At 59.7% G+C, this 24,593-nt stretch carries 17 protein-coding genes, 1 tRNA gene and 1 pseudogene; 15 read left to right on the plus strand and 4 right to left on the minus strand.

All coding sequences use genetic code 11. The features are described 5' to 3' along the window. Window positions 1-22: 22 nt before the first annotated feature. From G1C95_RS10575 to G1C95_RS10590, 4 genes are all read left to right on the plus strand, one after another. Window positions 23-1,609, plus strand: a complete 1,587-nt coding sequence (locus tag G1C95_RS10575) for an extracellular solute-binding protein (protein WP_169172919.1) — start codon at window positions 23-25, stop codon at window positions 1,607-1,609. A 203-nt stretch (window positions 1,610-1,812) separates the two neighbouring features. After that, window positions 1,813-2,805: an ABC transporter permease gene (locus G1C95_RS10580; protein WP_169172920.1), complete on the plus strand. Its 993-nt coding sequence runs from the start codon at window positions 1,813-1,815 to the stop codon at window positions 2,803-2,805. Window positions 2,806-2,840: 35 nt separating this feature from the next. Next, window positions 2,841-3,800, plus strand: coding sequence for a carbohydrate ABC transporter permease (locus G1C95_RS10585; RefSeq protein ID WP_169172921.1), 960 nt, complete (start codon window positions 2,841-2,843; stop codon window positions 3,798-3,800). Window positions 3,801-4,012: 212 nt separating this feature from the next. After that, window positions 4,013-5,080 (plus strand): glycoside hydrolase family 43 protein, encoded by a 1,068-nt coding sequence (locus G1C95_RS10590; protein ID WP_169172922.1) that lies wholly within the window; start codon window positions 4,013-4,015, stop codon window positions 5,078-5,080. A gap of 147 nt (window positions 5,081-5,227) precedes the next feature. Here the strand turns inward: G1C95_RS10590 and G1C95_RS10595 are convergent, their stop codons facing one another. Continuing rightward, complete coding sequence (locus G1C95_RS10595; protein ID WP_169172923.1) at window positions 5,228-6,286, minus strand: FAD:protein FMN transferase; 1,059 nt, start codon at window positions 6,284-6,286, stop codon at window positions 5,228-5,230. Window positions 6,287-6,392: 106 nt separating this feature from the next. Between G1C95_RS10595 and G1C95_RS10600 the strand changes: the two genes are divergently transcribed. The 3 genes from G1C95_RS10600 to rsmI all read left to right on the plus strand — a co-directional run bounded on the left by G1C95_RS10600 (window position 6,393) and on the right by rsmI (window position 9,227). Continuing rightward, window positions 6,393-7,793, plus strand: coding sequence for an MFS transporter (locus G1C95_RS10600; RefSeq protein ID WP_169173016.1), 1,401 nt, complete (start codon window positions 6,393-6,395; stop codon window positions 7,791-7,793). Window positions 7,794-8,016: 223 nt separating this feature from the next. Beyond that, window positions 8,017-8,089 (plus strand) — tRNA-Ala (locus tag G1C95_RS10605). A 118-nt stretch (window positions 8,090-8,207) separates the two neighbouring features. After that, window positions 8,208-9,227, plus strand: a complete 1,020-nt coding sequence (gene rsmI, locus G1C95_RS10610; protein WP_169172924.1) for a 16S rRNA (cytidine(1402)-2'-O)-methyltransferase — start codon at window positions 8,208-8,210, stop codon at window positions 9,225-9,227. Between the two features lie 96 nt (window positions 9,228-9,323). Here the strand turns inward: rsmI and G1C95_RS12800 are convergent, their stop codons facing one another. Together G1C95_RS12800 and G1C95_RS10620 are read right to left on the minus strand one after the other, a co-directional pair. Beyond that, window positions 9,324-9,863: a variant leucine-rich repeat-containing protein gene (locus tag G1C95_RS12800; protein ID WP_240947539.1), complete on the minus strand. Its 540-nt coding sequence runs from the start codon at window positions 9,861-9,863 to the stop codon at window positions 9,324-9,326. Window positions 9,864-10,021: 158 nt separating this feature from the next. Further along, window positions 10,022-10,639: pseudogene (locus tag G1C95_RS10620) on the minus strand (hypothetical protein); the annotation flags it as partial. A gap of 178 nt (window positions 10,640-10,817) precedes the next feature. Here G1C95_RS10620 and metG point away from each other — a divergent pair. Further along, window positions 10,818-12,680, plus strand: a complete 1,863-nt coding sequence (gene metG / locus G1C95_RS10625) for a methionine--tRNA ligase (protein ID WP_169172925.1) — start codon at window positions 10,818-10,820, stop codon at window positions 12,678-12,680. 277 nt (window positions 12,681-12,957) lie between these two features. On the opposite strand, the gene G1C95_RS10630 is transcribed toward metG, so the two are convergent. Beyond that, window positions 12,958-13,623, minus strand: coding sequence for a YesL family protein (locus tag G1C95_RS10630; protein ID WP_169172926.1), 666 nt, complete (start codon window positions 13,621-13,623; stop codon window positions 12,958-12,960). 374 nt (window positions 13,624-13,997) lie between these two features. Between G1C95_RS10630 and G1C95_RS10635 the strand changes: the two genes are divergently transcribed. From G1C95_RS10635 to yicI, 7 genes are all read left to right on the plus strand, one after another. Then, window positions 13,998-14,876 carry an ABC transporter permease gene (locus tag G1C95_RS10635; protein WP_205832823.1) on the plus strand — a complete coding sequence of 293 codons (879 nt, stop codon included), beginning with the start codon at window positions 13,998-14,000 and terminating at the stop codon, window positions 14,874-14,876. Window positions 14,877-14,907: 31 nt separating this feature from the next. After that, window positions 14,908-15,840, plus strand: coding sequence for a carbohydrate ABC transporter permease (locus tag G1C95_RS10640; protein ID WP_169172928.1), 933 nt, complete (start codon window positions 14,908-14,910; stop codon window positions 15,838-15,840). A 133-nt stretch (window positions 15,841-15,973) separates the two neighbouring features. Further along, on the plus strand, window positions 15,974-17,746 hold the full coding sequence (locus tag G1C95_RS10645) for an ABC transporter substrate-binding protein (protein WP_169172929.1): 1,773 nt from the start codon (window positions 15,974-15,976) through the stop codon (window positions 17,744-17,746). Window positions 17,747-17,923: 177 nt separating this feature from the next. Continuing rightward, the gene (locus tag G1C95_RS10650) at window positions 17,924-18,601 is read left to right on the plus strand and encodes an SGNH/GDSL hydrolase family protein (RefSeq protein WP_169172930.1); all 678 of its coding nucleotides are present in this window, start codon (window positions 17,924-17,926) and stop codon (window positions 18,599-18,601) included. After that, a complete protein-coding gene (locus G1C95_RS10655; protein WP_169172931.1) occupies window positions 18,594-20,063 on the plus strand; it encodes an alpha-L-fucosidase in 1,470 nt (489 codons plus the stop codon). Before G1C95_RS10650 ends, G1C95_RS10655 begins: the two co-directional genes overlap by 8 nt. A gap of 99 nt (window positions 20,064-20,162) precedes the next feature. Next, a complete protein-coding gene (locus tag G1C95_RS10660) occupies window positions 20,163-22,370 on the plus strand; it encodes a beta-glucosidase family protein (RefSeq protein ID WP_169172932.1) in 2,208 nt (735 codons plus the stop codon). 92 nt (window positions 22,371-22,462) lie between these two features. Then, on the plus strand, window positions 22,463-24,502 hold the full coding sequence (yicI, locus tag G1C95_RS10665) for an alpha-xylosidase (RefSeq protein WP_169172933.1): 2,040 nt from the start codon (window positions 22,463-22,465) through the stop codon (window positions 24,500-24,502). Window positions 24,503-24,593: the final 91 nt, after the last annotated feature.

Consider the following 24,593-nt stretch of genomic DNA (forward strand, 5'->3'; position numbering starts at 1 on the left):
AGGAAGTAATAAGGAGAACACCATGAAGATGCAGAGGAACCTTGCTGCGGCAGCGGCCCTCGCCATGCTCGCCACCGTCGGCCTGTCCGCCTGCGGCGGTGAACAAAGCGCCACCAACGCTGATGGCAAGCCGATTATCAAGATCAGCCTGATCAAGCGCAGCACCCAGATCGAAGCCAAGGATATGAAGCTCACCCAGGATCTGGAAGCCGCCTGCGACTGCGAAATCGAATGGGAGGAAATCCTTGACACCCAGTGGGCGCAGCAGGCCTCCACCGTGCTGGCATCCGGCGACGTTGCCGACATCACCATCTGGGGCTACAACGCCGACAACTTCGCCCAGTACGACTACTGGGAGGATCTCTCCGACGACCTCGACGCCATGCCGAACGTGAAGGAATACTTCGACACCGTGGAAGAAGCCAAGATGTTCGGTTCCGACCTCGAAGGCCACATCTGGCAGGTTCCCTCCGACTACGGCAACGCCTCCGGCGCCAAGTGGTCCTCCGGCCAGAACCTTATGATCAACAAGTCCTGGCTCGACAAGCTCGGTCTCGAAGTGCCCACGACTTGGGATGAGCTGACCACCGTGCTCACCGCATTCAAGGAGCAGGATCCGAACGGCAACGGCGAGGCCGACGAAATCCCGATGCTGATCAACAAGCTCGGCACCGCCGGATTCGGCTGGTGGAGCCCGTTCCTGCTGCTCAACGGCACCGGCATCAACACCCAGGTGATCACCACCGCCGGCTCCCAGGGCATGTACGTCAAGGACGGCAAGGTGAACAACTGGATGCTCACCGACAACTTCCGCTCCGTCATCGAGTACTACCACTCTCTGATCGAAGCCGGCCTGATGCCCGCCGACGTGCTCACCCGCGACGATTCGCTGAACACCGCCGACATCTCCTCCGATGGCGAGACCGCCAAGGTCGGCATGATCTTCGGCTGGAACACCGGCAACTTCGGCGACCTGTCCGACGAATACGTCTCCATCGAAGTGCCTGCCGCTCCCGGCGTCTCCTATGAGGAGACCACCTGGGAACCCGAATTCCAGGACATCTACAACGGTGCCGCAGTCGCAGCCGGCCTGGATGAGGCCCACAAGACCGCTGCGCTCAAGATCATTGACAAGTTCCTCGATCCGGACATCTCCATGGAGTCCTACTACGGCGACCTCGACACCTATGTCGAAAACGCTGGCGACGGCGTCTACAACGTGCTCAAGTTCCAGGACGATCTGTCCACCTTCGGTCTGGCTGACCGCGGTCTGACCTGGGTGCGCGAGGACATGTCCGTCACCGGTGATCAGGACAAGGTTCTGGCTGAGGAAGACGGCACCGTGTACAAGACCCAGCAGTCCCACATCGGCGAAAACGATCTGATCCCGATGTACACCCGCCTGAGCGCCGAAGACAACACCACCGTCTCCAACAACAACTCGACCATTTGGAACTACGCCCTGCCGCTGATCTCCACCTGGATCCAGGACGGCGGTCTGACCGACGACAGCTGGAACGAGTACATCGAAACGCTCAAGAGCAGCGGTCTCGAGCAGAACATCGAGCTATGGCAGAAGGCCTACGACGACACTGTCGCCGCCTCCTGAGCCGAGCATGAAAGCGCGATGAGAACATCGCGCACATAACCCAATAGACCAGGGCCCGATTCCCTCGCCATCACAGACGTGCGAACGGCAATCGGGCCCTGCGTCACCCGGCTCAGACCTGCGATGCCGCAGCAACGAGCGGCATCGCTCCGGAACACTCGTCGCAACCCATAGATCACACATCATTGAGGGGAAGGATATCCATGGCTTCCGCAACACGAGGCGTGCACAGCGCCCAAGATCTGTCTTCCGCATCACAGCCATCGCGGCAAGCGGGCGACAACACCGCACAGCGGTCGTCCCTGATGGCTCGCATCCGCTTCCATCTGTCACGCTACTGGCAGCTGTGGCTGATGTCCCTGCCCGCCATGATTTTCATCGGACTGTTCGCCTACGTGCCCATGTATGGCATCCAGCTCGCCTTCCGCGAGTTCGTACCCCGCGCAGGCCTATCGGGCGGCAAATTCGTCGGATTCAAATACTTCAATCAGTTCTTCAAGTCCCCACAGTTCGACGACCTGATCATCAACACGATTCGCGTCTCTCTGGGAACGCTGGTACTGGGCTTCATCGCACCGATTATCCTGGCCCTGCTCATCAACCAGATCGCCGGCAAGCGCACCAAGTCCTTCGTGCAGACGATCACCTACATGCCCCACTTCATCTCCACCGTGGTCATCGTCTCGATGATCAACATCTTCCTGGCCCCGAACTCCGGCATGATCGGCCGTTTTCTGGGAGAGACGAACATCCTGGGCAACCCCGACGCCTTCGCCCCGATCTACTGGATCACCGAAGTCTGGCAGCACTGCGGCTGGAACTCCATCATCTACCTGGCCGCCCTCGCCGGCGTGGACACCTCGCTGTACGAAGCCGCCAAGATGGACGGCGCCGGGCGTCTGCAACTCATCCGCTACGTGGATATCCCCACAATCCTGCCCACCTGTGGCATCTTGCTCATCCTGAACATGGGTTCCGTGCTCGGCGTTGGCTTCGAAAAGGTCTACCTGATGCAGAACTCGCTGAACCTGTCCGGTTCCGAAGTGCTTTCGACCTTCGTCTACAAGATGGGTCTGGTCTCTAACCAATACAGCTATTCGACGGCAATCAACCTGTTCAATACGGTTATCAACTTCGTGTTCCTGATCGTCGCGAACCAGGTTGCCAAGCGAGCATCCAACACCAGCATTTTCTGATGCGGGAATGAAACGTTAAGAAAGGATCATCAGCCATGAGTGCATCCGCCCCCTCGCTCGCCGCCAAGGCTTCCGGCGCAGATATTCCGTGGAACCCCAAGGTTCGTCAGCACAAGACGGTCGGCGACTGGATCGTTGACATCATTATCGCAGCCATTATCGTTGCCGTGGTGTTCGTGACCATCTACCCGCTGTGGTTCGTGGTAATCGCCAGCTTCTCGAACGCCGGACTCGTCTCCCAGGGCGAAGTAGTGCTCTTCCCCAAGGGCATCAACTTCAGCGGTTATCTTAAGGTGATGCAGGAGCCGCGTATCTGGATCGGCTACCGCAACACCATCCTGTATTCCGTGGTCGGTACGGCGGTCAACATGCTTGTCACGCTGCCGGTGGGCTTCGCGCTGTCTCGCGCGGAGTTCAAGCCCCGCCGCATCATCCTGTTCCTGTTCACCTTCACCATGTTCTTCTCCGGCGGCCTGATCCCCGGCTACCTGCTGATGAAGGATCTGAACATCCTCGACACCATGTGGGTGTTCATCCTGCCGGGCGCCGTGTCCGTGTTCAACGTGATTATCGTTCGTTCCTTCTTCGAATCCTCGATTCCCGAAGAACTGCATGATGCCGCGCAGATCGATGGTCTGGGATACTTCAGCTACTTCATCAAGATTGTGCTGCCGCTGTCCAGCGCCATCATCGGCGTAATCGCGCTGTACTACTTCGTGGGCCATTGGAACGACTACTTCACGGGCCTGATTTACATCAGGAACCAGAACAAGCAGCCGTTGCAGGTGATTCTGCAGAACATCCTGCTTGCCAACCAGGTCACCACATCCGGCGGCGGCAGCAGCAACGGCCAGTCGATGATCGAACGCCAACAGTTGGCCGATTCGATCAAGTACGGCATCATCATCGTCTCCACCCTGCCGCTGTTGGTCATCTACCCCTTCATCCAGAAGTACTTCACCAAGGGTGTGATGATCGGCGCAGTCAAGGGCTGAGTCGCGTCCTTCCTTCTGTTCCAAACAATCCTTCCGTTCCAATCCTTCTGTTCTCACGAATTGCCCGCACGGTGTTTCCTTCCTTGCAGCCGTGCGGGCATTTTCGTTGTATATGAATCGTTACTCGTCGTCTCGTCGAGCTTATTTCTGCGCCGACTGGCACGATGGCGGTGCTGAGACGGTGAATCTACGGCAACTATGAAAGGTGACGCATGTCCACGCAAACGCTCTCGCAACCCTATGGCTACCTGCTTGCGCATTTCCGCGAAGATCCGCAAGGTTATGCCGAAAAAGTCTATTTTGATCTTTCTGACGGCGACAATCCGCGTCGGTGGGAGCCGCTCAACGGCGGGAAGCCGGTGCTGACCAGCTCCATCGGCACCACCGGCGTGCGCGACATCCATGTTGCCCGCAATCCCGAAACCGGCATGTGGTATGTGATTGGCACTGACCTGCGCGTGTTCGGCGAAGGGTACGAGCCAGACTGGTATGAATTCTCGCATCACGGCAGCACCAAGCTCATCGTGTGGCAATCCGACGATCTGGTTCATTGGCAGGGGCCGCGCACGCTGGATGTGGCGGTTCGCCCCGACGGCACACGCATGGAACTGGGCATGGCCTGGGCATGCGAAAGCCTGTGGGTGCCGGAATATTATCCGGCCGGGCACGAGGGCGGACGTGGCGCATTCGTGATGTACTGGTCGAGCAAGGTGTTCGGCGACTCCGACCTGCGCCATGAGGCGGAGGATGTGCACGACACCGTGCTATGGGGCGTGACGCGTGACTTTACGCAGGAAACCTACGAATACGGTGGTGTGTTCATCGACACGGGCGGCAACAGCATCGACACCACGATGGTGCAGCGGCCGCTGGCCGATGGCGGCATGCGCACGTACCGCATTACCAAAGACAATTCCTTCGGGCGTGGCATCTGGATGGACGCCACGGATGAACCCCGTTGGTGGCAGGCTGGAACCGAGTGGCACACTGTGCAGGAGCGCATCGGTGCCAACTACGTGCCCGATGGCAATCCTGGTGGGGTTGAGGGGCCAGCTGTGTTTGCCAGCCATCATAACGTCGGAGCTTCCGGCGACGAATGGTACTTGTTTGTAGACGTGATTCCTTCCATCGGCTACCAGCCGATGATCACCAATGATCTTGATGAGGGCTGGCGTCCGCTTGATGACCCGCAGTATTACCTGCGGGAACATACCAAGCACGGCGGCGTGGTGTCGCTTGAGCGCGAGGATTACGAACGCATGCGTGAGGCGTTGCGATAACTAACGGGAAGCGGCTGTTGATAATCGTTTTCAGGTTTTGGCCGTGCTTTTCCTGAGTGCCTTCCAAAGGTCTCCGTTCGTTCCGGCAACGGTTCGAGCGGAGGCCTTTCTTGTCTTGCCTGCTACTTGGCTGCCTGCCGACACTGTTTACCGGTCTTCTGTGAAGAACGCGCCGGGGAAGGCGGCGGATTGCGCGGCCGTGTGGTCAGCATAGAGCAGCGCGCATTCGAAATCGAAATATGCGCGCAGCCGAGCCGGGGAAGTAGTGAACAGCGCGGTGGCCAGTCCGTCGGCCGTTGCAGTGGGGAAAGGCTGCTGCCGGCCGGTTTGCGGTGTGACGCTCACCCAGGTGGCGGTGACCTCGTCGACGGGCTGGCCGTCGAGCGCGTTGATGAGATGATGCACCTGCTGTCCGTTGTGTGCGGTCCAATGGCGTCGGCTCGGCGCGCTGGCACATAATGCTCCCTCGGTGATACTGGCCGTGCCCACGGCCTGGGTGAGATCGAGGGGATTCTCCAGCGCGATGGTGATTGGCCTCTGCCTGCCGTGAATCAGCATGTCGCCACCCGCGTCGATAACGAACGATTGCGCCGCAGTCGTCTGCAATTGTTCGGCCAGCAAATCAACTGCATATCCTTTGCCTGCCGCGCCAAAATCAAGTGCTACCGGGGCGTGCGTGACCAGTGTGGTGCCGTGGCGTTCGATATCGCGCCATGTGATACGGGTGCGGTAGGAGTCCCAGTTGGTAGGACTCGGGTTTGTGGGCGACTTGGACTGTGCCGACTTGCTGTTGCGGGCGTGAGCTTGGTGATCAAGTGTCCGGTGTTCGAACGTCTGTCGCTCGAGCGTTTGTTGCTCAAGCATCTGCTGTTCAAACGAGCGGGCATATCCTAACTGAATCAGCGTTGCACCGACGCAAGGATCAATGGCTCCGGCTGTGGCCTCGAATAGCCGATCGTATAGGTCGAATAGTTCTACCGCCCAATCCGGGAAATCGAAAGTACCGCCGTGTGAAGCCGTGCGCATCCGCCCAACCAGCGAATCGTCACGGAACCGGGACAGTGCGGATTCGTACTCATCGATGAACTGTTTGATTGCTGCCTGATTGCCATCGCTAAGGATCTGGCCGGTTTCGATGATGATGCCCGTGCCCAACGCGTGTGGCAGCGGCAGGATATGCGGAACACGCTCGGCGGAATCGGTCATGTCGCCCATTGTAAGCGCGGGCCACGCGTTAACATAGTGTCAACCTGCCGGTTCGCAATGCGTTCGCAATGATGGGAAGGAGCTGCCGATGAGCCAGATGAATCAGATGGATCCGGCGAATCAAGTGAAGTCAGTGAGCCAGGTGAAAGATCTGCCGATGCCCAAGATCTGGCTGTTCGCCATCGGACAGTTCGGCTGGGCGCTGCTCAGCGGCATCATATCGAACTGGCTGGTGTATTTCTATCAGCCCGATCAGGAGACCATTGCCCAAGGCCAGACGGTGTTCGTGCCGCAAGGGCTTGTGGTATTGGGCATCGTAACCGTGGTAGGCGGCATCACCGCTTTCGCCCGGTTCTTCGACGCTTTTGTGGATCCGGCCGTGGCATCCCTTTCCGATCGGTGCGGCTCCAAAGCCGGACGACGTATGCCATTCCTGATGTTTGCGGGCATTCCGCTCGCGATCGTCACAGTACTGGTGTTCTGGAGCCCGGTGAACGGCACCAGCTGGGTGAATGCCGCGTTCCTATTCGTCACCGTCATCGGCTACTACATTGCACTTACCTTCTACTGCACGCCCTACAATGCGTTGATTGCCGAATTGGGGCACGATTCCAAACAACAACTGACCATCTCCACCGCCATTTCCTTCACTTGGGTGTTCGGTACGGCCATGGCCTATGTCGCGCCCGTGATCTGGGGCATGTTTGTGCCGGGACTGGGGCGTGTGAACGCGATTCGTCTGACCTTCACCATCATGGCCTGCGTGGCTGCCGTGTGCATGCTGGTACCGCCACTGACCATTCGCGAACGCGACTATGTGAACTCCCAGCCCACCAGCGAATCCACCATAGAGTCGCTCAAACAAACGTTCCGCGATGGTGAGTTCCGCAAATTCGTCGGTTCCGATGTGGTCTACTGGGTGGCCATTACCACCTTCCAAACTGGTTTGCCGTTCTTCGTGACCTCGCTGCTGAAGCTGCCCGAAACCACCACGACCATCTATTTCGTGCTGATGACTGGCGTATCCGTGCTGTTCTATCTGCCGGTCAATATTTTGGCTAATAAGGTCGGCAAGAAACGGGTGCTCTTGGCGGCGTTCGTGGTGTTTACCGCGGCCTTCGCGTTCGCGGGCGCGCTTGGCTCGGATATTCTGGGCTTCCTGCCGCCGATGGCGCAGGGATTGGTGTTGTCGGTGGCGGGTGCGATTCCGATGGCTGCATTCGGTATTCTGCCGCAGGCCATTGTGGCGAATATTGCCGACGCTTCGTCGCGCACCACTGGTCAGGATCGTCAGGGCATGTTCTATGCGGCGCGTACGTTCGCGATGAAAATGGGCCAGTCGGTGGCCATGCTGCTCTTCACCGGTGTCTCCACCATTGGCGTGGCCTCCGGCTCCGGTGCGGGCTATCGTGTGGCGGCGATCTGCGCGGCCGTGCTATGCGGCATCGGCGGTGTGGTGTTCGCCTTCTACAACGAGCACAAGGTGCTGGACGCCCTAGAAAGGTAGAGGGCGTTGCCTCCAGTATGACCGTTCATGCTTGGACGCGGTGTTGGTCTCGGTGGTTACGGGCGTTTCCGGATGCGTGCTTTGTAACGTGTTGTGACACGTTCGTTGATGTGCGTTCACTGCGGCTTATGATGCAAGACACGTTTGTGTTGCGCGAATTGCATTTGGGTGTACCTCGTACTATTGTGTTGCGAGTTGCCTTGCGGAGCAAAGCAACATCCAAGGGGCTGTAGCTCAGTTGGTAGAGCGCTTCGTTCGCATCGAAGAGGTCGCGGTTTCGACTACCGTCAGCTCCACGAAGGCCTCCGGAATTCCACCTCCGGAGGCCTTTTTCATGCCTGTTCATACCTGCGAGAAATCCGAGGCCGTGTAGACGCGGCAGCGGTTGTGACGGGTGTGGGGGATACTGGAGGCATGACACTCGCATCCGAAACTAATGACGTCGTCCGCTCCGCTGCGGGTTCGCCGGTCACAGTTCCGCCGGTCACAGTTCCGTCAGCTACGGTTCCATCAGCCACAGCTCCATCAACTGCGGTTCGGCCTGCTATGGTTCCGCCGGCCACCGTGGTATTGGCGGCCACCCCGATCGGCAATGTCGGTGACGCCTCCGACCGGCTCAAGACATTGCTGGCCGACGCCGATATCGTGGCTGCCGAAGATACGCGCCGACTCTATGATCTGGCGAATCGCCTCGGCGTGCATGTGTCTGGCCGCGTCGTCGCCTACCATGACCACAACGAACGCGACAAAGCCGATGGCCTGCTTGACCAGGTGGAAACGCAAGGGGCCACAGTACTGGTGGTTTCCGACGCTGGCATGCCCACTATCAACGATCCGGGCTTGGCCATTGTGCGCCGCGCCATCGAACGCGGGCTGCCGGTCACCTGTGCGCCCGGACCGTCTGCCGTGCTCGACGCGCTTGCCCTATCAGGCTTGCCCACCGACCGCTTCTGCTATGAGGGCTTCCTGCCGCGCAAGCACTCCGAACGTGTGCAATGCCTGCGCGCGCTGCTGGGGGAGCGCCGCACGATTGTGTTCTATGAAACACCCCACCGCATCGCCGAAGCGATGGATGACCTGTTCGATGTACTCGGCGCGGATCGTCCAATGGCGTTGTGCCGTGAATTGACCAAGGATTATGAGCAGATTCGTCGCGGCACCATTGCCGAGGTACGCCAGAGCGTGGCTGACGATCCGCCGCGCGGTGAGATGGTGCTGGTGATCGGCGGTGCGTCTGATGAGGAAGCAGAAGCTGCTTCGACCAGCACGTTGAGTATTGAGGATATGGCCGTGCTCGCCATCGACCGTGCGCGGGAGGACGGGTTGCGCATCAAGGATGCCATTGCTCAAGTGGTGCAGGAACATCCGCTGGCCGATGGGTCGCTGGCCAATCGCAAACAGGTGTATGCTGCGGTGCTGGCTATCAAGAACTGAGCCGGTGCGCTTGGCTTTGTTGCAGCTGGTTAGTGCAGTAGTAGGTTAATGGTCGGTTAGCTGGTTAGCTGATTGGCCAGTCAGTTGGTCGGTCGGTCAGTTGTCTTCCAACGATTCCAGCAGTACTTCCAACGCTTGCTTCACGCCGGGGCCGCCGGCCTGCGAGATATATTCGAGCAGAATCGCATCCGCACGCGGATTAGCCACCAGCCAGCGCCGCAATTCAGGGGCATGCTGTGCGATATGCCAGAGTATTTCCTGCGGTGTATCCGGCGACACCGCTACCGCCGGTGTCAATCTGATCGGTGGGCTCGGGGGAGCGGTCATATCGGATATTGGCGACGATGCAGTGCTAGGAATCCTAGTGGCAATCCCACCGTCGGAGGCCTTGGTAGTTCCGATAGCTCCGGCAATCCCAGCAATCCTGGAAGTTCCGGCACTTCCAGCAGTTCCGGCGGCCCTAGGAAATCCGGAGACGTCGGAAGTGCCGGAACCGCCGGAAGCCAGGCGTTGCGACTGCCGCAACTGTCGCAATCGACGCAACCGGTGCGCACGCTTATTACCATGCTTACCGCCACGTTTCCCACTATGTTTGCCGCCGTGCTGAGCGCCATGCTTAGGGATGCGCTCGATCATAGGCGCTCCTGCTTGTGGGGAAGCGACGGTGGCTCAGTTTGCGAAGTGCGCAATGATGAATGAGCCTGTGAAGCACGTAACTGCACATCAGTCTGCGAAGCATGCAACGATGCATCAGTCTGTGAGACAGACAATGACGACTCATCCTGCGGGGAATTCAACGGCGAATCATTAAGCTCCCGCTGAATCGCATCGAAAAAGGTCCTCGCACGCGCCGCATACTTATGATGACGGTGCTCGCGAACAATGCGCAAACAGTCGTTCGGGCGGAATCGGTAGACGGTCATCAGCCGCATCACCAATGTGTTGACGTCGGAAGGATCGGTCGCATCCTCCGGGGCCATCACCAGATCGCAGGCCGTGCGGGCCGGCGTGGTGATCTGCAATGTTCCCAACTTGATAACCTGTTCGGGCAATGTCAATCGCTTATAGACGCGAATGCGCCGGCCGACGGAGGTCGAACGGAACTGCGAGGTGGAGATCACGTCGATAGTGTCGGGAAAGTGCTCGCCGCCGAGCCACACCCATGCGGCGGTTTGCATGCACACCACCGTGCCAAACGGGGAGAGGGATCCGATGATGATTGCGCGGCCATACAGCGAATTGGCGCGATTGACGCAGTATCCTGCGGATTCGTCCAGCTTGCGAACCGTGCCGAATGCGGCCAGTCGGTTCAGACTCAGCGGTCCGGGCAGGTCGCCGGTGGATAGCACCGGCGGTATGGAAGGATCCGATATCGATCGGATTGCAGTTTTGATTTTGGCATTCGTGTTCATGGCCAAGACGATGGCATATTCCCAGCGCCGCAGCCAGTCGAATTGTGAAAACGGTGGACAAGTGGATAATCCGATACCAACGACAAATAATGTGGATAAGTCTGTGGATAACTCACCTCAGCGCTCTCTCTGATGCCAATCCCCGGCGTGTCCCCGCCGCGCCGGATAATCGGGGCTTATGAGTCATGTTTTGGTGAATGTTGCTTGGCCGTACGCAAACGGCCCCCGTCATATCGGTCACGTTGCGGGCTTCGGTGTGCCCTCCGACGTCTACGCACGCTACGAGCGCATGAAAGGCAATGATGTGCTCATGGTGTCGGGCACCGACGAACACGGCACCCCGATTCTCGTGGAAGCCGAGAAAGAAGGATTGAGCGCACAGGAGCTCGCCAACCGCTACAATCGCGTGATCGCCAAGGATCTGGCGGATTTGGGCCTGAGCTACGACCTGTTCACCCGCACCACCACCGGCAATCACGAGCATGTGGTGCAGGAGTTGTTCAAGCAGTGCCTGGAGAACGGCTATATCTATAAGGGCACCCAGCAGGTGGCCATTTCGCCCTCCACCGGCCGCACCTTGCCTGATCGTTACATCGAAGGCACCTGCCCGATCTGCGGCACCGACGGTGCCCGCGGCGACCAGTGCGACGCCTGTGGCAATGAGCTGGATCCGGACGAGCTGATCAACCCCGTTTCCAAGATCAACGGTGAAACTCCGCGCTTCGAACAGACCGAGCACTACTTCCTCGACCTGCCGGCGCTCGCCGAAGCCAACAAGGCGTGGTTGGAAACCCGCAAGGGCTGGCGCACCAACGTCATCAATTTCTCGCTTGGCCTGTTCAAGGAAGTCAAGCCGCGTGCCATCACCCGCGACATCGACTGGGGCATCCCTGTGCCGGTGGCCGGATGGATTGATAATCCGAACAAGAAGCTTTACGTGTGGTTCGACGCCGTGATCGGCTATCTGTCGGCCTCCATCGAATGGGCCCGCCGCAAGGGCGAGCCGGAACTGTGGCGCGAATGGTGGAATGATCCGTCCACTCCCGGCTATTACTTCATGGGTAAGGACAACATCACCTTCCACTCCCAGATCTGGCCCTCCGAAATGTTGGCCTACAACGGCCAGGGCTCCAAGGGCGGCGAAACCGGCGAGCTTGGCCCGCTGAACCTGCCTGAGCAGGTTGTGGCCTCCGAATTCATGACCATGGAAGGCAAGAAGTTCTCGTCTTCGCGCGGCATCGTGATCTATGTCAAGGACATCCTCGCACGCTACCCCGTGGACGCCGTGCGCTACTACATCTCCGTTGCCGGCCCCGAGTCCTCCGATTCCGACTTCACTTGGGCGGAGTTCGTGCGCCACAACAATGAGGAGCTGGCTGCCTCTTGGGGCAACCTTGTCAACCGTGTGGCCAACCTGATCCACAAGAACTTCGGTGCCATCCCGGCGCTCGATGAGGATTCCATGACCGATGTGGACCGCGGGCTGCTGGAAGAAACCGCCGCCGCCTTCGACCTGGTCGGTTCCTCCATCGAAACTCACCACCAGAAGAACGCATTGGCCGAAGCCATGCGCGTGGTCGGCGACATCAACAAATACATCTCCGCCACCGAACCGTGGAAGATCAAGGATGACGAGGCCCGCCTGGCCACCGTGCTGCATGTGGCCGCCCAGGCCGTCTCCGACGCGAACCATCTGCTTGCCCCGTTCCTGCCCCACTCCGCGCAGAAGGTGTGGGAGGCTCTCGGCGGCACCGGCGTATTCTCACCGCTGCCCGAGCTCAAGGAAGTCGAGGATCTGGATAAGCCCGGCTTCACCTATCCGATTATCACCGGCGACTACAAGCTCGGTGTCAACGTGCACCCGTGGAAGAGCGAGCCGATCGAAGTCGGCGCCACGGTGGACAAGCCCACCCCGATCTTCGCCAAGATCCCCGTCGAAGCCGTGGAAGAGGAACTGGCCCGCTTCGATGAGGCGCTTGCCGCGCGACGCAAGGCCGAAGCCGACCGTCTCGCTGCCGAGCAGGCCAAGCTCAACAGCTGATATCTTGGTGCTTTGTAAGGGAGGATTACAAACCTGTTACAAAGCACCAAGTGATTTTTCAGGAAGACGCATCATAACGTCAAGGAAGTAGGGGTTAACTAAAACATGTCAGCGGTTGGAACACACTACTGGCGAGGTTCTTCCGAACCCCATAACTGAACCCTTCTTCTCTCTTCTCTCTCACCCGTCGGCTCCCTCCGGCGGGTTTCTTTTTATCCGCTGAGCAGCCGGCTGCTTGCTATGAAAAAGCCAGCGGGACGTCCGCTGGCTGAAGCGTTCACTGAATAGAAGCGGTAGGCAATGTATAGTCAGGCCGTTCGTTATGCGCCGCGCCATTCGTGGTATCGACACGGGCGAAGGCGCGCAGATACACCAGCGACTTGGCGTAGGCCAGCCATGCGCAGCCGAGCAGTACGAACAGCACGCGGAAGAATCCGGTGAATGCGAACAGTGCGATGGCGGCCACATCAATGGCGATGATTCCCATGGTGTGCCCGAAAGCGGCCCAAGGCATGCGCGCGGCGTTCGTCAGCGTCGCCTTGAACGTATTGGCATAGCGTGCTTCGAGCGGGAAGTAGTACTCGAAGGTGAGGAACACGATCGCACCGGCGAGAATCAAGAACGGCAGGGTGACATAGGCCAGATCGGTGTCGAGAGCGTTCCAAAACACCAGTCCGAAGATGATGGCCGCGCCCAGCGCCACGAAAATGATCGAAGCCACGATGCTGCGCATGAATTCGCGCTTGAAGCGGCGCAGGTATTCGCGACACAGGGGGATGTCCTCGTTGTCGGTATAAGCGAACACCGTACTATACAGTGCGGCGCGTGCAGGGCCGATGGTCACCACAGGGATGATGGTGAGAATAAACAGCAGGTTGAGCGCGAAAAAACGCACGCACAGCGTCATGAACTGCCAGAACGGTCCTTCGAGGTTGAACTTCATTGTTTGCTCCATTCGTTTGGAATTCAGCTGTTTTCTAGGCGTGTCGGTATTAGTTTGACAGTTTAACCCAAGCAATATACTATCTTATTTATAACCTAATAAACAAGGCCGTTGAAGGTTAGACGACAAAGAAGCGCCGCCCAACATCGCAACGGTTCGAACATGCGCAATGTTCGATTTATAGGAGAGTCACCAAACCAAAGGAGGAGAAGGTGCCGTCACACGAGGGTTCATCTGCTGCCGCGACTGCCGTATCGGCTGAGAATACCCGTTCGGCGAGCAGCGCCCGCGAAGAGCGCCGCAACCGTCGCGATCGCCGCAAGGCTGAGCAGCAGCTCAAGGCGAACAACAGCACCAAGCGTCACAGCTTCAATCTGTGGCTGCTGATCGTGCCGTTCCTGATTCTGTCCGTGCTGTTCAGCTATCTGCCGCTGTTCGGCTGGGTATATGCATTCTTCGATTACAAGCCCCCGATTCCGCTGGAGCAGAGCGAATTCGTCGGCCTGCAGTGGTTCGAGATGATGGTGCAGAACCCCGCTCAGCTCAAGGCCATCGGCCAGGTGCTCATCAACACCTTCGCCATGAGCGGCCTGAACATCCTCACCTCGTTCCTGCCGCTGATCTTCGCGATCATGCTCAACGAAATCCGTGCCAAGTGGTTCAAGAACCTGATCCAGACTCTGACCACACTGCCGAACTTCATCTCCTGGGTGCTGGTGTACGCGGTCGCATTCGCCATGTTCTCCTCCACCGGCATGTTCAACGAACTGCTGCAGAACCTGCACCTGATCACCGAACCCATCAAGTTCCTTGATTCCGACTCCCACACCTGGCTCAAGATGCTGCTGTGGAACCTGTGGAAGGGTGTCGGCTGGGGCTCCATCCTCTACCTCGCCGGCATCTCCGGCATCGATCAGGAGCTGTATGAGGCCGCCCAGGTCGATGGCGCGAACCGCTTCCAGCAGATTCTGCACGTCACCGTGCCGCAGCTGCTGCCCACCTACTTCGTGCTGCTCATGCTCTCCGTCTCCAACTTCCTGAACAACGGCATGGATCAGTACTACGTGTTCCAGAACGCCTTCAACATGCAGCACATCCAGGTGCTGGACCTCTATGTCTACAACATCGGTATGGGCCAAAGCTCGCTGTCTCTGGCAACGGCCATCTCGATGCTGAAGTCCCTGGTCTCCGTGGGCCTGTTGCTGTTGGTCAACTGGCTGTCCAAGCGCACACGCGGCGAATCGATTGTCTGATACGCGGGAACATACGAGAAAAGGAATTACCATGAGCCGTAAGATCAAGCAAGGCATTGCCCCGGCGCTGCGCCGCACCCGCGGCGAGGAGGCGTTCAACGTCTTCAACATCGTGTTCTGCGTCATGTTCGCGTTCATCTGCGTCTACCCGTTCTATTACCTGATCATCAACTCGATCTCCAACAACTCCGCCTCCGCGGCCGGTGAAGTGAACTGGCTGCCGCAGGGCATCCACTGGGAGAACTACAAGCAGGTGTTCGCGCTCGACGGCCTGACCACCGCCGCGTTCATCTCCCTGGCCCGAACCGTGATCGGCACCGTGCTGACCGTGGCCGCCAGCGCCTTCCTGGGCTTCATGTTCACCCAGCGCAAGATGTGGCACCGCCAGTTCTGGTACCGCTTCGTGGTGATCACCATGTACTTCAACGCCGGCCTGATCCCCATGTTCATCACCATGAAGAACCTGGGACTGACCAACAACTTCTGGGTGTATGTGTTGCCTGCCATCGTGCAGCCGTTCAACATCATCCTGGTCAAGACCTTCGTTGAGTCGATCCCCGCCTCGCTGCAGGAAGCCGCCGAAATGGACGGCGCCGGCACGCTGACGGTGTTCTGGAAGATTGTCCTGCCGATGATGACGCCGATCCTGGCAACCGTGGGCATCTTCTCGGCCGTGGGCCAGTGGAACTCCTTCCAGGACACGCTGGTCTACATGACCGACTCCAAGCTCTACTCCCTGCAGTACCTGCTCTACACCTACATCAACCAGGCCAACGCACTGGCCGCTTCGGTGAAGGCCAGCGCCGGTACCGCACTGAACGTGGCCGCTCTCGCCACCCAGCAGACGCCGACCTCGATCCGCATGACCGTCTCCGTAATCGTTGTGCTGCCGATCCTGTTCGTCTACCCCTTCTTCCAGCGCTTCTTCGTCAAGGGCATGATGCTCGGCGCCGTCAAGGGCTGATTGAGGCACCTCACCAAGGCCCGCTCCCCGTGGGCGGGCCGGAGTCGAACGTCACTGCAGCGGGCGACCGCATCCAACCGATAACAAGATTTCCCACACTTCACATCACCAAAAGAAACAGAAAGGAAAACCCATGTCCATCAAGAAGAAGGTCACCTCGGCGATCGCCGTGGGCCTGGCTGCGGCGATGACGATGTCGCTGGCGGCATGCGGCGGCAACGACACCGTCGCCGATGTGGAAGACAACGGCGAGCTGATCACCGTTGACGTGTTCGACTCCCTGGCCAACTACCAGGGCGAGCAGAAGGGCTGGTTCGCCAAGCTCATCAAGGACAAGTTCAACATCAAGCTCAACATCATCGCCCCGAACGTGGCAGGCGGCGGCACCACGCTGTTCGACACCCGTTCCGCGGCCGGCAACCTCGGCGATTTGATCATCTACGGCTACGACAACGGTCAGGGCGAGCGTTTGGTCAAGGCCAATCTGCTGGCTGATATGACCCCGTACCTCGACGGCATGGACAACATCAAGAAGTACCAGAGCGCCATCGACTCCATGAACGAAACCATCGGCCAGGAGTCCGGCGTGTGGGGCGTTCCCGGTTCCGTGTCGTCGCGTCCGCCGACCGATCCTTCGGAAGGCCTGGAGCCCACCTTCGGCCCCTACCTGCGCTGGGATTACTACAAGGCCGTCGGATACCCCGAAATCAGCACTCTTGAGGACCTGATCCCCGTGCTCAAGCAGATGCAGGACAAGGCCCGCGAAACCGAAGGCAGCAACGACATCTACGCCATGAGCCTGTTCAAGGACTGGGATGGCAACATGATGAACAATGCCAAGCAGCCCACCTGCTTCTACGGATGGGACGAGCTGGGCTTCGTGCTGGCCAAGGCCGACGGTTCGGACTATGAGTCCATCACCGACGAAGGCGGCATCTACGATCGCGTGATCAAGTTCTTCAACGCCGCCTACCGCGCCGGCATCGTCGATCCCGAATCGACCACCCAGAACTACGACACCATGAACTCCAAGTACAAGGAAGGCAAGATCCTCTTCTCCTTCTGGCCGTGGCTGGGTCAGGCCGCCTACAACACCGTGGAGAACAAGGAAGCCGGCAAGGGCTTCATGATCGCGCCTCTCAAGGATCAGAAGATCTTCTCCTACGGTGCCCATCCGAACGGCGAGCGTCAGTTCATCGGCATCGGCTCCAAGTGCAAGTACAAGCAGCGCCTCGTCAAGTTCATCGACTGGCTGTATTCTCCTGAAGGCATCTACTGCTCCGGTGCCCAGACCGGTGGCGCGGCCGGCCCCCAGGGACTCAACTGGGAGCTCAAGGACGGCGAACCCGTGCTCACCGAATTCGGTTCCACCGTGCTCAACGGCGGCAGCGCCAACGTGCCGGACGAATGGGGTGGCGGTTCCTACTCCGATGGCGTCTCCGCACTGAACTACCCGACCGTGGTGGTCAACGACATCGATCCCGACACCGGCTATTCGTTCAACGCTTCGATGTGGCCGAGCGAGCTGGAGAAGGCCAACAACTACGCCCTGAACAAGGATTGGTCCGAATTCATGGGTGGCTACAGCACCACGATGGAGTACCTTGAGGCCAACAACATGATTGATGTTGCCCCCGGCGCCTCCTACGTGACCCCGAACGAGGATTCCAAGATCACCACCCTACGTGGTTCGATCAAGACGGAAATCGTCAACGCCTCTTGGCAGGCCTCCTTCGCCGAAAGCGAAGCCGAGTGCGACAAGATCATGGCTACGATGCGCGACACCGTCAAGGGCCTGGGCATTGATGAAGTGCTCGACGTCGACATGAAGAACGCCAAGGATCAGCAGGCCGCCCGCGAGCAGATTGTCAAGGACTACGCAGCGGAACACGGCAGCGACGAGTGACCTCGGCGTTCGAATCCCATAACCAAATCACCATAATTGAATAATCGCGGAAAGAAGCGGGGCACCTGCGCGAAATCGAAGCGGGTGCCCCGCCCGCATATCACGTCCCCGAACATCGGGGTTCATTAACTTCACATCCCCATTCTCATCCCCGGCATCATAATCCAAAGGAGCGTAATGCTGCCATTCCCGAAATCCTCCCGCATCGTATTCGTCGGCGATTCCATCACCGACGCGGGCCGCGACCGTACCGCCACCCCCGGAGGCTGGGGCTACGGCAACGGATACGTCAACACACTGCACAACCTGCTCACGGCCGTATATCCCGACCGTGCGCTGTGCACCATCAACTCCGGCATCTCCGGCGATGACATTGTGGCCATGGCCGAACGCTGGCAGCAGGATGTCATCGATCTCAACCCCGATTACGTATCCGTGATGATCGGCGTCAACGACGCCTGGCGCTACTACGACGGCCCGCTGTGGCAGGCGCGCCTGAACACGGTGGAGGATTACGAGCGCATCTACGACGAGCTGCTGGAACGCACCAAAGCCGAAGTGCCGAATCTCAAAGGACTGATCGTAATGCGCCCGTTCATGTTCGAGCCGAACCCGGCCGATCAGATGCGCGCCAAAGTCGAGGAATTCGCCGCCGCATCCCGGCGGGTCGCCGAACGCCACGGCGCTATGTTCGTAGATACGCAGGCCGCCGTGGACCATTGGCTCACCCAGCTGCACGGATGCCTGGCCAGCCCGGATCGCGTGCATCCCTTCGAGCGTGGTGCGATGATTATCGCCCGCTCGTGGTGCCAGGCGGTCGGCTTCGATTGGAATAGGAGCACCTTCGATGATTGATATGAACCACGTTGAGGCCGTCATCGCAGCCGGCCCCTATGAGCCTACTTGGCGCTCACTGTCACGCATCGCCGTGCCGGGCTGGTTCGCCGACGCCAAATTCGGCATTTTCACCCACTGGGGTCTGTATACGGTGCCTGAATTCCGTAACGAATGGTATTCGCGCAACATGTACATCCAGGGATACCCGGAGTTCGACCATCATGTGGCCACCTACGGCCCGCAGAAGGAATTCGGCTACAAAGACTTCATCCCGATGTTCACGGCCGAGCGCTTCGACGCTGACGAATGGCTCGACCTGTTCGCCGCGTCGGGTGCCCGCTACTATTTCCCGGTGGCCGAGCACCACGATGGCTTCCAGATGTACGCCAGTGAACTCTCGCACTGGAACGCCGCGGAAATGGGCCCCAAGCGCGATATTCTGGGCGAGCTGCGTGAGGCCACCCTGCGCCACGACATGCATTTCGCCGCATCCAACCATCGTGCCGAACACTGGTGGTTCATGGGGCATGGGCAGGAGTTCGACTCCGACGTGAAGGAGCCGATGCAGCGCGGCGATTTCTACTGGCCGGCGCACCCCGAACCTGACAATCAGGATCTGTTCAGCGTGCCGCGACCCGACGAGGAATACCTCGACGACTGGCTGCTGCGCGTGTGCGAACTGGTTGATAAGTATCGCCCGGAAATGGTCTATTTCGACTGGTGGATTCAGCACGAATCATTCAAACCCTATATCAAGAAATTCGCCGCCTACTACTACAACCGCGGCGTCGAATGGGGCGTGCCGGTAATCGTATGTTACAAGGACGATGGCATGGCCTTCGGCGCCGGCCTGGCCGACGTGGAGCGAGGCGGATTCGCCGCGCCCACGCCGTTCGTCTGGCAAACCGACACCGCCATCGCGCGCAACTCCTGGTGCTATACGAAGTCGTTGGACTACAAAACCCTGCCCGAACTCATCATCACCCTGCTGGACACGGTCAGCAAGAACGGCAATCTGCTGCTCAACGTCGGCCCGCGCGCCGACGGTGCCATCGCCGAACATGACCGCGAACTGCTGCTGGGCATCGGCGCATGGCTTGACGCCAACGGCGAGGGCATCTACGACACCCGCCCATGGCGAGTGAACGGCGAAGGGCCCACCCAGGCCGGCTCCGGCTCGTTCGCCGACCAAACGGTCATCAACTGGACCGCGGAAGATTGGCGATTCACCGCAGCCAACGGCAATATCTACGCATTCTGTCTCAATCCGGCGGATGCGCAGACGCTGAAACTGACCAGCTTCCACGCTTATCATGATGGCCAGCGCGCACAGTTCCACGGCATCATAACTGGTGTGGAACAGCTGGGCGCAGGCCCGGTGGCATGGCATCGCGCGGATGATGCACTGGAAATCACGCCAGCGGCCCGCCCCGGTGTTGCGCCGGATGTGCCGATCGGCTTCACCATCCGCGTCGCCTGACAGCGCCTGCAGCCAGGTGCACTACAAATCCAACCATCGACGGATCGACCTACCCGACCTATCGAATCGTCGACATAGCCAACCAACGAAGGGGGAGTGATGGCCGCCATCACCGAAGCCAACAAAGCCAAGGCCCACGAACTGCTCGCCAAGCTCAGCTTAGACGAGAAAATCGCCATGATTCACGCCGCGGGACTGTTCCGCACCGAAGGTGTGCCGCGTCTGGGCATCCCGCCCATGCGCATGGACGACGGTCCGATGGGTCCGCGAGCCGAACTGCACAACGACAACTGGATGCCGCTGTGGAACACACGCGACTACGTGACCTATCTGCCGTCCGGCTCGGCCATCGCCTCCACTTGGAACCCGACGCTGGCCAGAGCCGCGGGTGACGTGCTCGGCGAAGAGGCGCGTGGGCGTGGCAAGGATGTGATTCTTGGCCCGTCCATCAACATCAAGCGCAGTCCGCTGTGCGGCCGCAACTTCGAATACATGAGCGAGGATCCGTTCCTGACGTCCTCGCTCGGCGTCGAGGTGATTCGAGGCGTGCAGGAGCATGATGTGTCGGCCTGCGCCAAGCATTTTGCGGCCAACAGCCAGGAAACCGATCGTCTCGACGTGGACGAGACGATCAGCGAACGCGCGCTGCGCGAAATCTACCTGCCGGCCTTCGAAGCCGCCGTCAAGACGGGCAACGTGCTGTCGATCATGGGTGCCTACAACCTGGTCAACGGCACGCAATGCTGCGAATCGGCCACGCTGCTGGACGATATTCTGCGCGACGAATGGGGCTTCGAAGGATTCGTGGTCTCTGACTGGAGCGCCGTCAAACGCACCAAGGAAAGCGCCGAAGTCGGCCTCGATGTGGAAATGTCGGTAACACCGAATTTCGACGACTATTATTTCGCCAAACCGCTGAAGGCCGCCGTCGAAGCCGGCGAGGTAAGCGAGGCGGATGTGGATACCAAGGTGCTGCGCGTGCTCGCTGTGATGGATGCACTGCATATGCTGCCTGATGAGCCGGCTGATTCCACCGGCTCTGACGTTGCCGCTGCTTCTGACGCTGCCGTCGTTCCCGCCGCTCCGGTGCGCAAGGCAGGTTCCTACGCCACCATCGCCCATACGCAGACCGCGCTGGACGTGGCTCGCGAAGCCGTGGTGCTGCTCAAGAACGACAGCGACGCACTGCCCTTGAACGAGCATGCCCTGCGTCGCGTGCTTGTGGTTGGCGCGAACGCCGATCGCATTCATTCCAATGGTGGCGGCTCGGCCGTTATCAAGGCACTGCATGAGGTGTCGCCGTTGCTCGGTCTGAACGGTCAGCTCGGCGGCAACGCCGAAATCATTCACGCGCTCGGCTACGACGCCAAGCAGGTGGTGCAGGACGCTTCCTGGCAGGAGGAAAGCCTGACCAACTCCGTGGGCGATGCATCCGACGATGCCGACCGTGCCCGTACGCTGCGCGACGAAGCGGTGGCCTTGGCCCGCGAGTTCGCCGCTTCGGGCGATCCGGTGATATTCGTCGGCGGTCTTGACCATGAGCAGGATTTGGAAGGCCGCGATCGCGACACCATGCGCCTGCCCTACGGCCAGGACGAGCTGATCGAAGCACTGCTGGACGCCGCTCCCGACACCATCCTGGTTTTCGTCGCCGGCTCGCCGGTCGAAATGCCATGGGCCGATCGCGCCAAAACCATCGTATGGAGCTGGTACAACGGCTGCGAAGGCGGCACCGCGCTCGCCGAAGCGCTGCTGGGGCGCGTGAATCCGAGCGGTCACCTGCCCGAAACCTTCCCGATTGCACTCGCCGATTGCCCGGCGCATTCGATCGGCACGTTCGGGCCGGGTCTGCACGTCGAATACACCGAAGACATTTACGTGGGCTACCGCCACTATGAGACGAAGAATGTGCCCGTGCGCTTCCCCTTCGGCCATGGTCTGAGCTACACCACCTTCGAGTATTCGGATCTGCATGTGCAGCGTGCACAGGTGGATGATGGCGAGAAGGCGCAGATTCTGGTGTCCTTCACCGTGGCCAACGTGGGGCAGAGGGCCGGCCAGGCCGTGCCCCAGGTATATCTCGGCCTGGAAGGCACCGGCGAGGACCGCCCCGCCAAAGAGCTTAAGGGCTTTGCCAAGGTGGAACTGGCACCCGGCCAATCGCTTGAGGTGACGGTGCCCTTGGACGCCAGCCAGGCGCTGCGCTACTGGTCCAATACGGCTGCCGCATTCGCCCTTGCTCCGGAGGCGAAGGTGTTTGTTGGCGAATCCGCGCATGATATTCGCCTTACCGGGCGTGTCGCGTGACGTTATTTATAAACTTATAAATAAGTAAAACCATCTGACGAAGCGTCCGCCGATGCGGGCGGGCGCTTCAAGCGCAAAGGAGCAAGGTTTCCATGAAGTTCCTCAATGGCGGCTGGCTGATTCGCGACGGTTTCGACGTCAAATACGCGGCCAACATCTACGACGCGGACATCGAAGAGAAGAAACTCACCCTCTACTGCCCGTTCGGTGTGCCGATCCATCACCCCGGCCAGACGCTCGACGGCGGCATGCTCACCATCGAAGTGACCTCGCCGCGTCCGGACATCATCACCACGCGCATGATCAACTTCCGCAAGAACCGCGATCATTGCCCCGCGTTCCAGCTCAACACCACCGATCCGGATGTGAGCATCGAAGAAAACGACGAAGCATGGTCCTTCACCTCCGGTCGCCTGACCCTGCGCATCGCCAAGGGCGAATCCATCGACTTCCAGTACCTGTACGACGGCAAGGAGATCGCACGCTCCGGCTGGCGCGCCAAGGCGCTGGTCACCGATGATCAGGGTCGTCTGCACGTCTCCGAACAGCTCAACCTCGGCGTGGGCGAGAAGATCTACGGCTTGGGCGAACGCTTCACCAACTTCGTCAAGAACGGCCAGAGCGTCGAAATCTGGAACGAGGACGGCGGCACCGGCACCGAGCAGGCCTACAAGAACATCCCCTTCTACCTGTCGAACAAGAAGTACGGCCTGTTCGTCGACAACCCCGGCAAGGTCAGCTTCGAAATCGGCTCCGAAAAGGTCTCCCGCGTGCAGTTCTCCGTGCCCGGCGAGGAGATGACCTATTCGGTGATCGGCGGCGAAGACCTCAAGGCCATCTTGGGCAACTACACCGATTTGACCGGCAAGCCGCCGCTGGTGCCCGAATGGAGCTACGGCCTGTGGCTGTCGACCTCGTTCACCACCGACTACGACGAGAAAACCGTCAACGAATTCGTCGACGGCATGGCCGAGCGTGATATCCCGCTGTCGGTGTTCCACTTCGACTGCCGTTGGATGAAGGACGTCGAATGGTGCAACTTCACCTGGCGTGAAGACACCTTCCCCGACCCCGAGGGCATGCTCGCCGGACTGCACGCCAAGGGCCTCAAGGTGTGCGCGTGGATCAACTCCTACATCGCCCAGAAGTCCCCGCTGTTCGAGGAAGGCGCCGCCAAGGGCTACTTCATCAAGCGCAAGGACGGCTCCGTGTGGCAGTGGGACAAGTGGCAGGCCGGCATGGCCATCGTCGACTTCACCAACCCCGAAGCCACGAAGTGGTACCAGTCCAAGCTGCGCCACCTCATCGACCAGGGCGTCGACTGCTTCAAGACGGACTTCGGCGAACGCATCCCGGTTGACGACGTCGTCTATTACGACGGCTCCGACCCCGAAATGATGCACAACTACTACACCTACCTGTACAACAAGGCGGTCTACGACCTGCTGGTGGAAGCCAAAGGCAAGGACGAGGCGATTCTCTTCGCCCGCTCCGCCACGGTGGGCGGCCAGTGCTTCCCGGTGCATTGGGGCGGCGACTGCTCGTCGAACTATCCGTCCATGGCCGAATCCCTGCGCGCCGGCCTGAGCTTCGGCATGTCCGGCTTCGGCTACTGGAGCCACGACATCGCCGGCTTCGAGGATCGCCCGACCCCCGACCTGTACAAGCGTTGGACCCAGTTCGGTCTGCTCAGCTCCCACTCGCGCTACCACGGCTCCACCGAATACAAAGTGCCGTGGCTCTACGGCGAAGAAGCAGTGGACGTGGCCCGCGAATTCACCAAGCTCAAGCTGCGCCTCAAGCCCTACCTGCTCGACCAGATGAAGGTCACGCACGAAACGGGTGTGCCGATGATGCGCGCCATGGTGCTGGAATTCCCCGACGACCCAGCCTGCGAGGATCTCGACACCCAGTACATGCTGGGCGACGACCTGCTGGTGGCACCGGTGTTCAGCGAAGACGGCACCGCGCGCTTCTACGTGCCCGACGCGGGCGGTGAACAGGCAGGCCAGCCGTGGGTCAGCATCCTGACCGGCAAGGCCTACGAGCCGGGCCGTTGGTACACCGAAACCTTCGACTACCACACCCTGCCCGCCCTCGCCCGCCCCGGCAGCAACCCGCTCGGCGAGTAAGGCTTCATAGCCAATAATCCGGCATAATCAACAATCATTCACGCAAGGTGCGCGGTGCCATAACCCTGGCGGCGCGCACCTTGCGCGTATC

Origin of the sequence: Bifidobacterium oedipodis (genome assembly GCF_012932425.1) — a bacterium.
GTDB classification, from domain to species: Bacteria; Actinomycetota; Actinomycetes; order Actinomycetales; family Bifidobacteriaceae; genus Bifidobacterium; species Bifidobacterium oedipodis.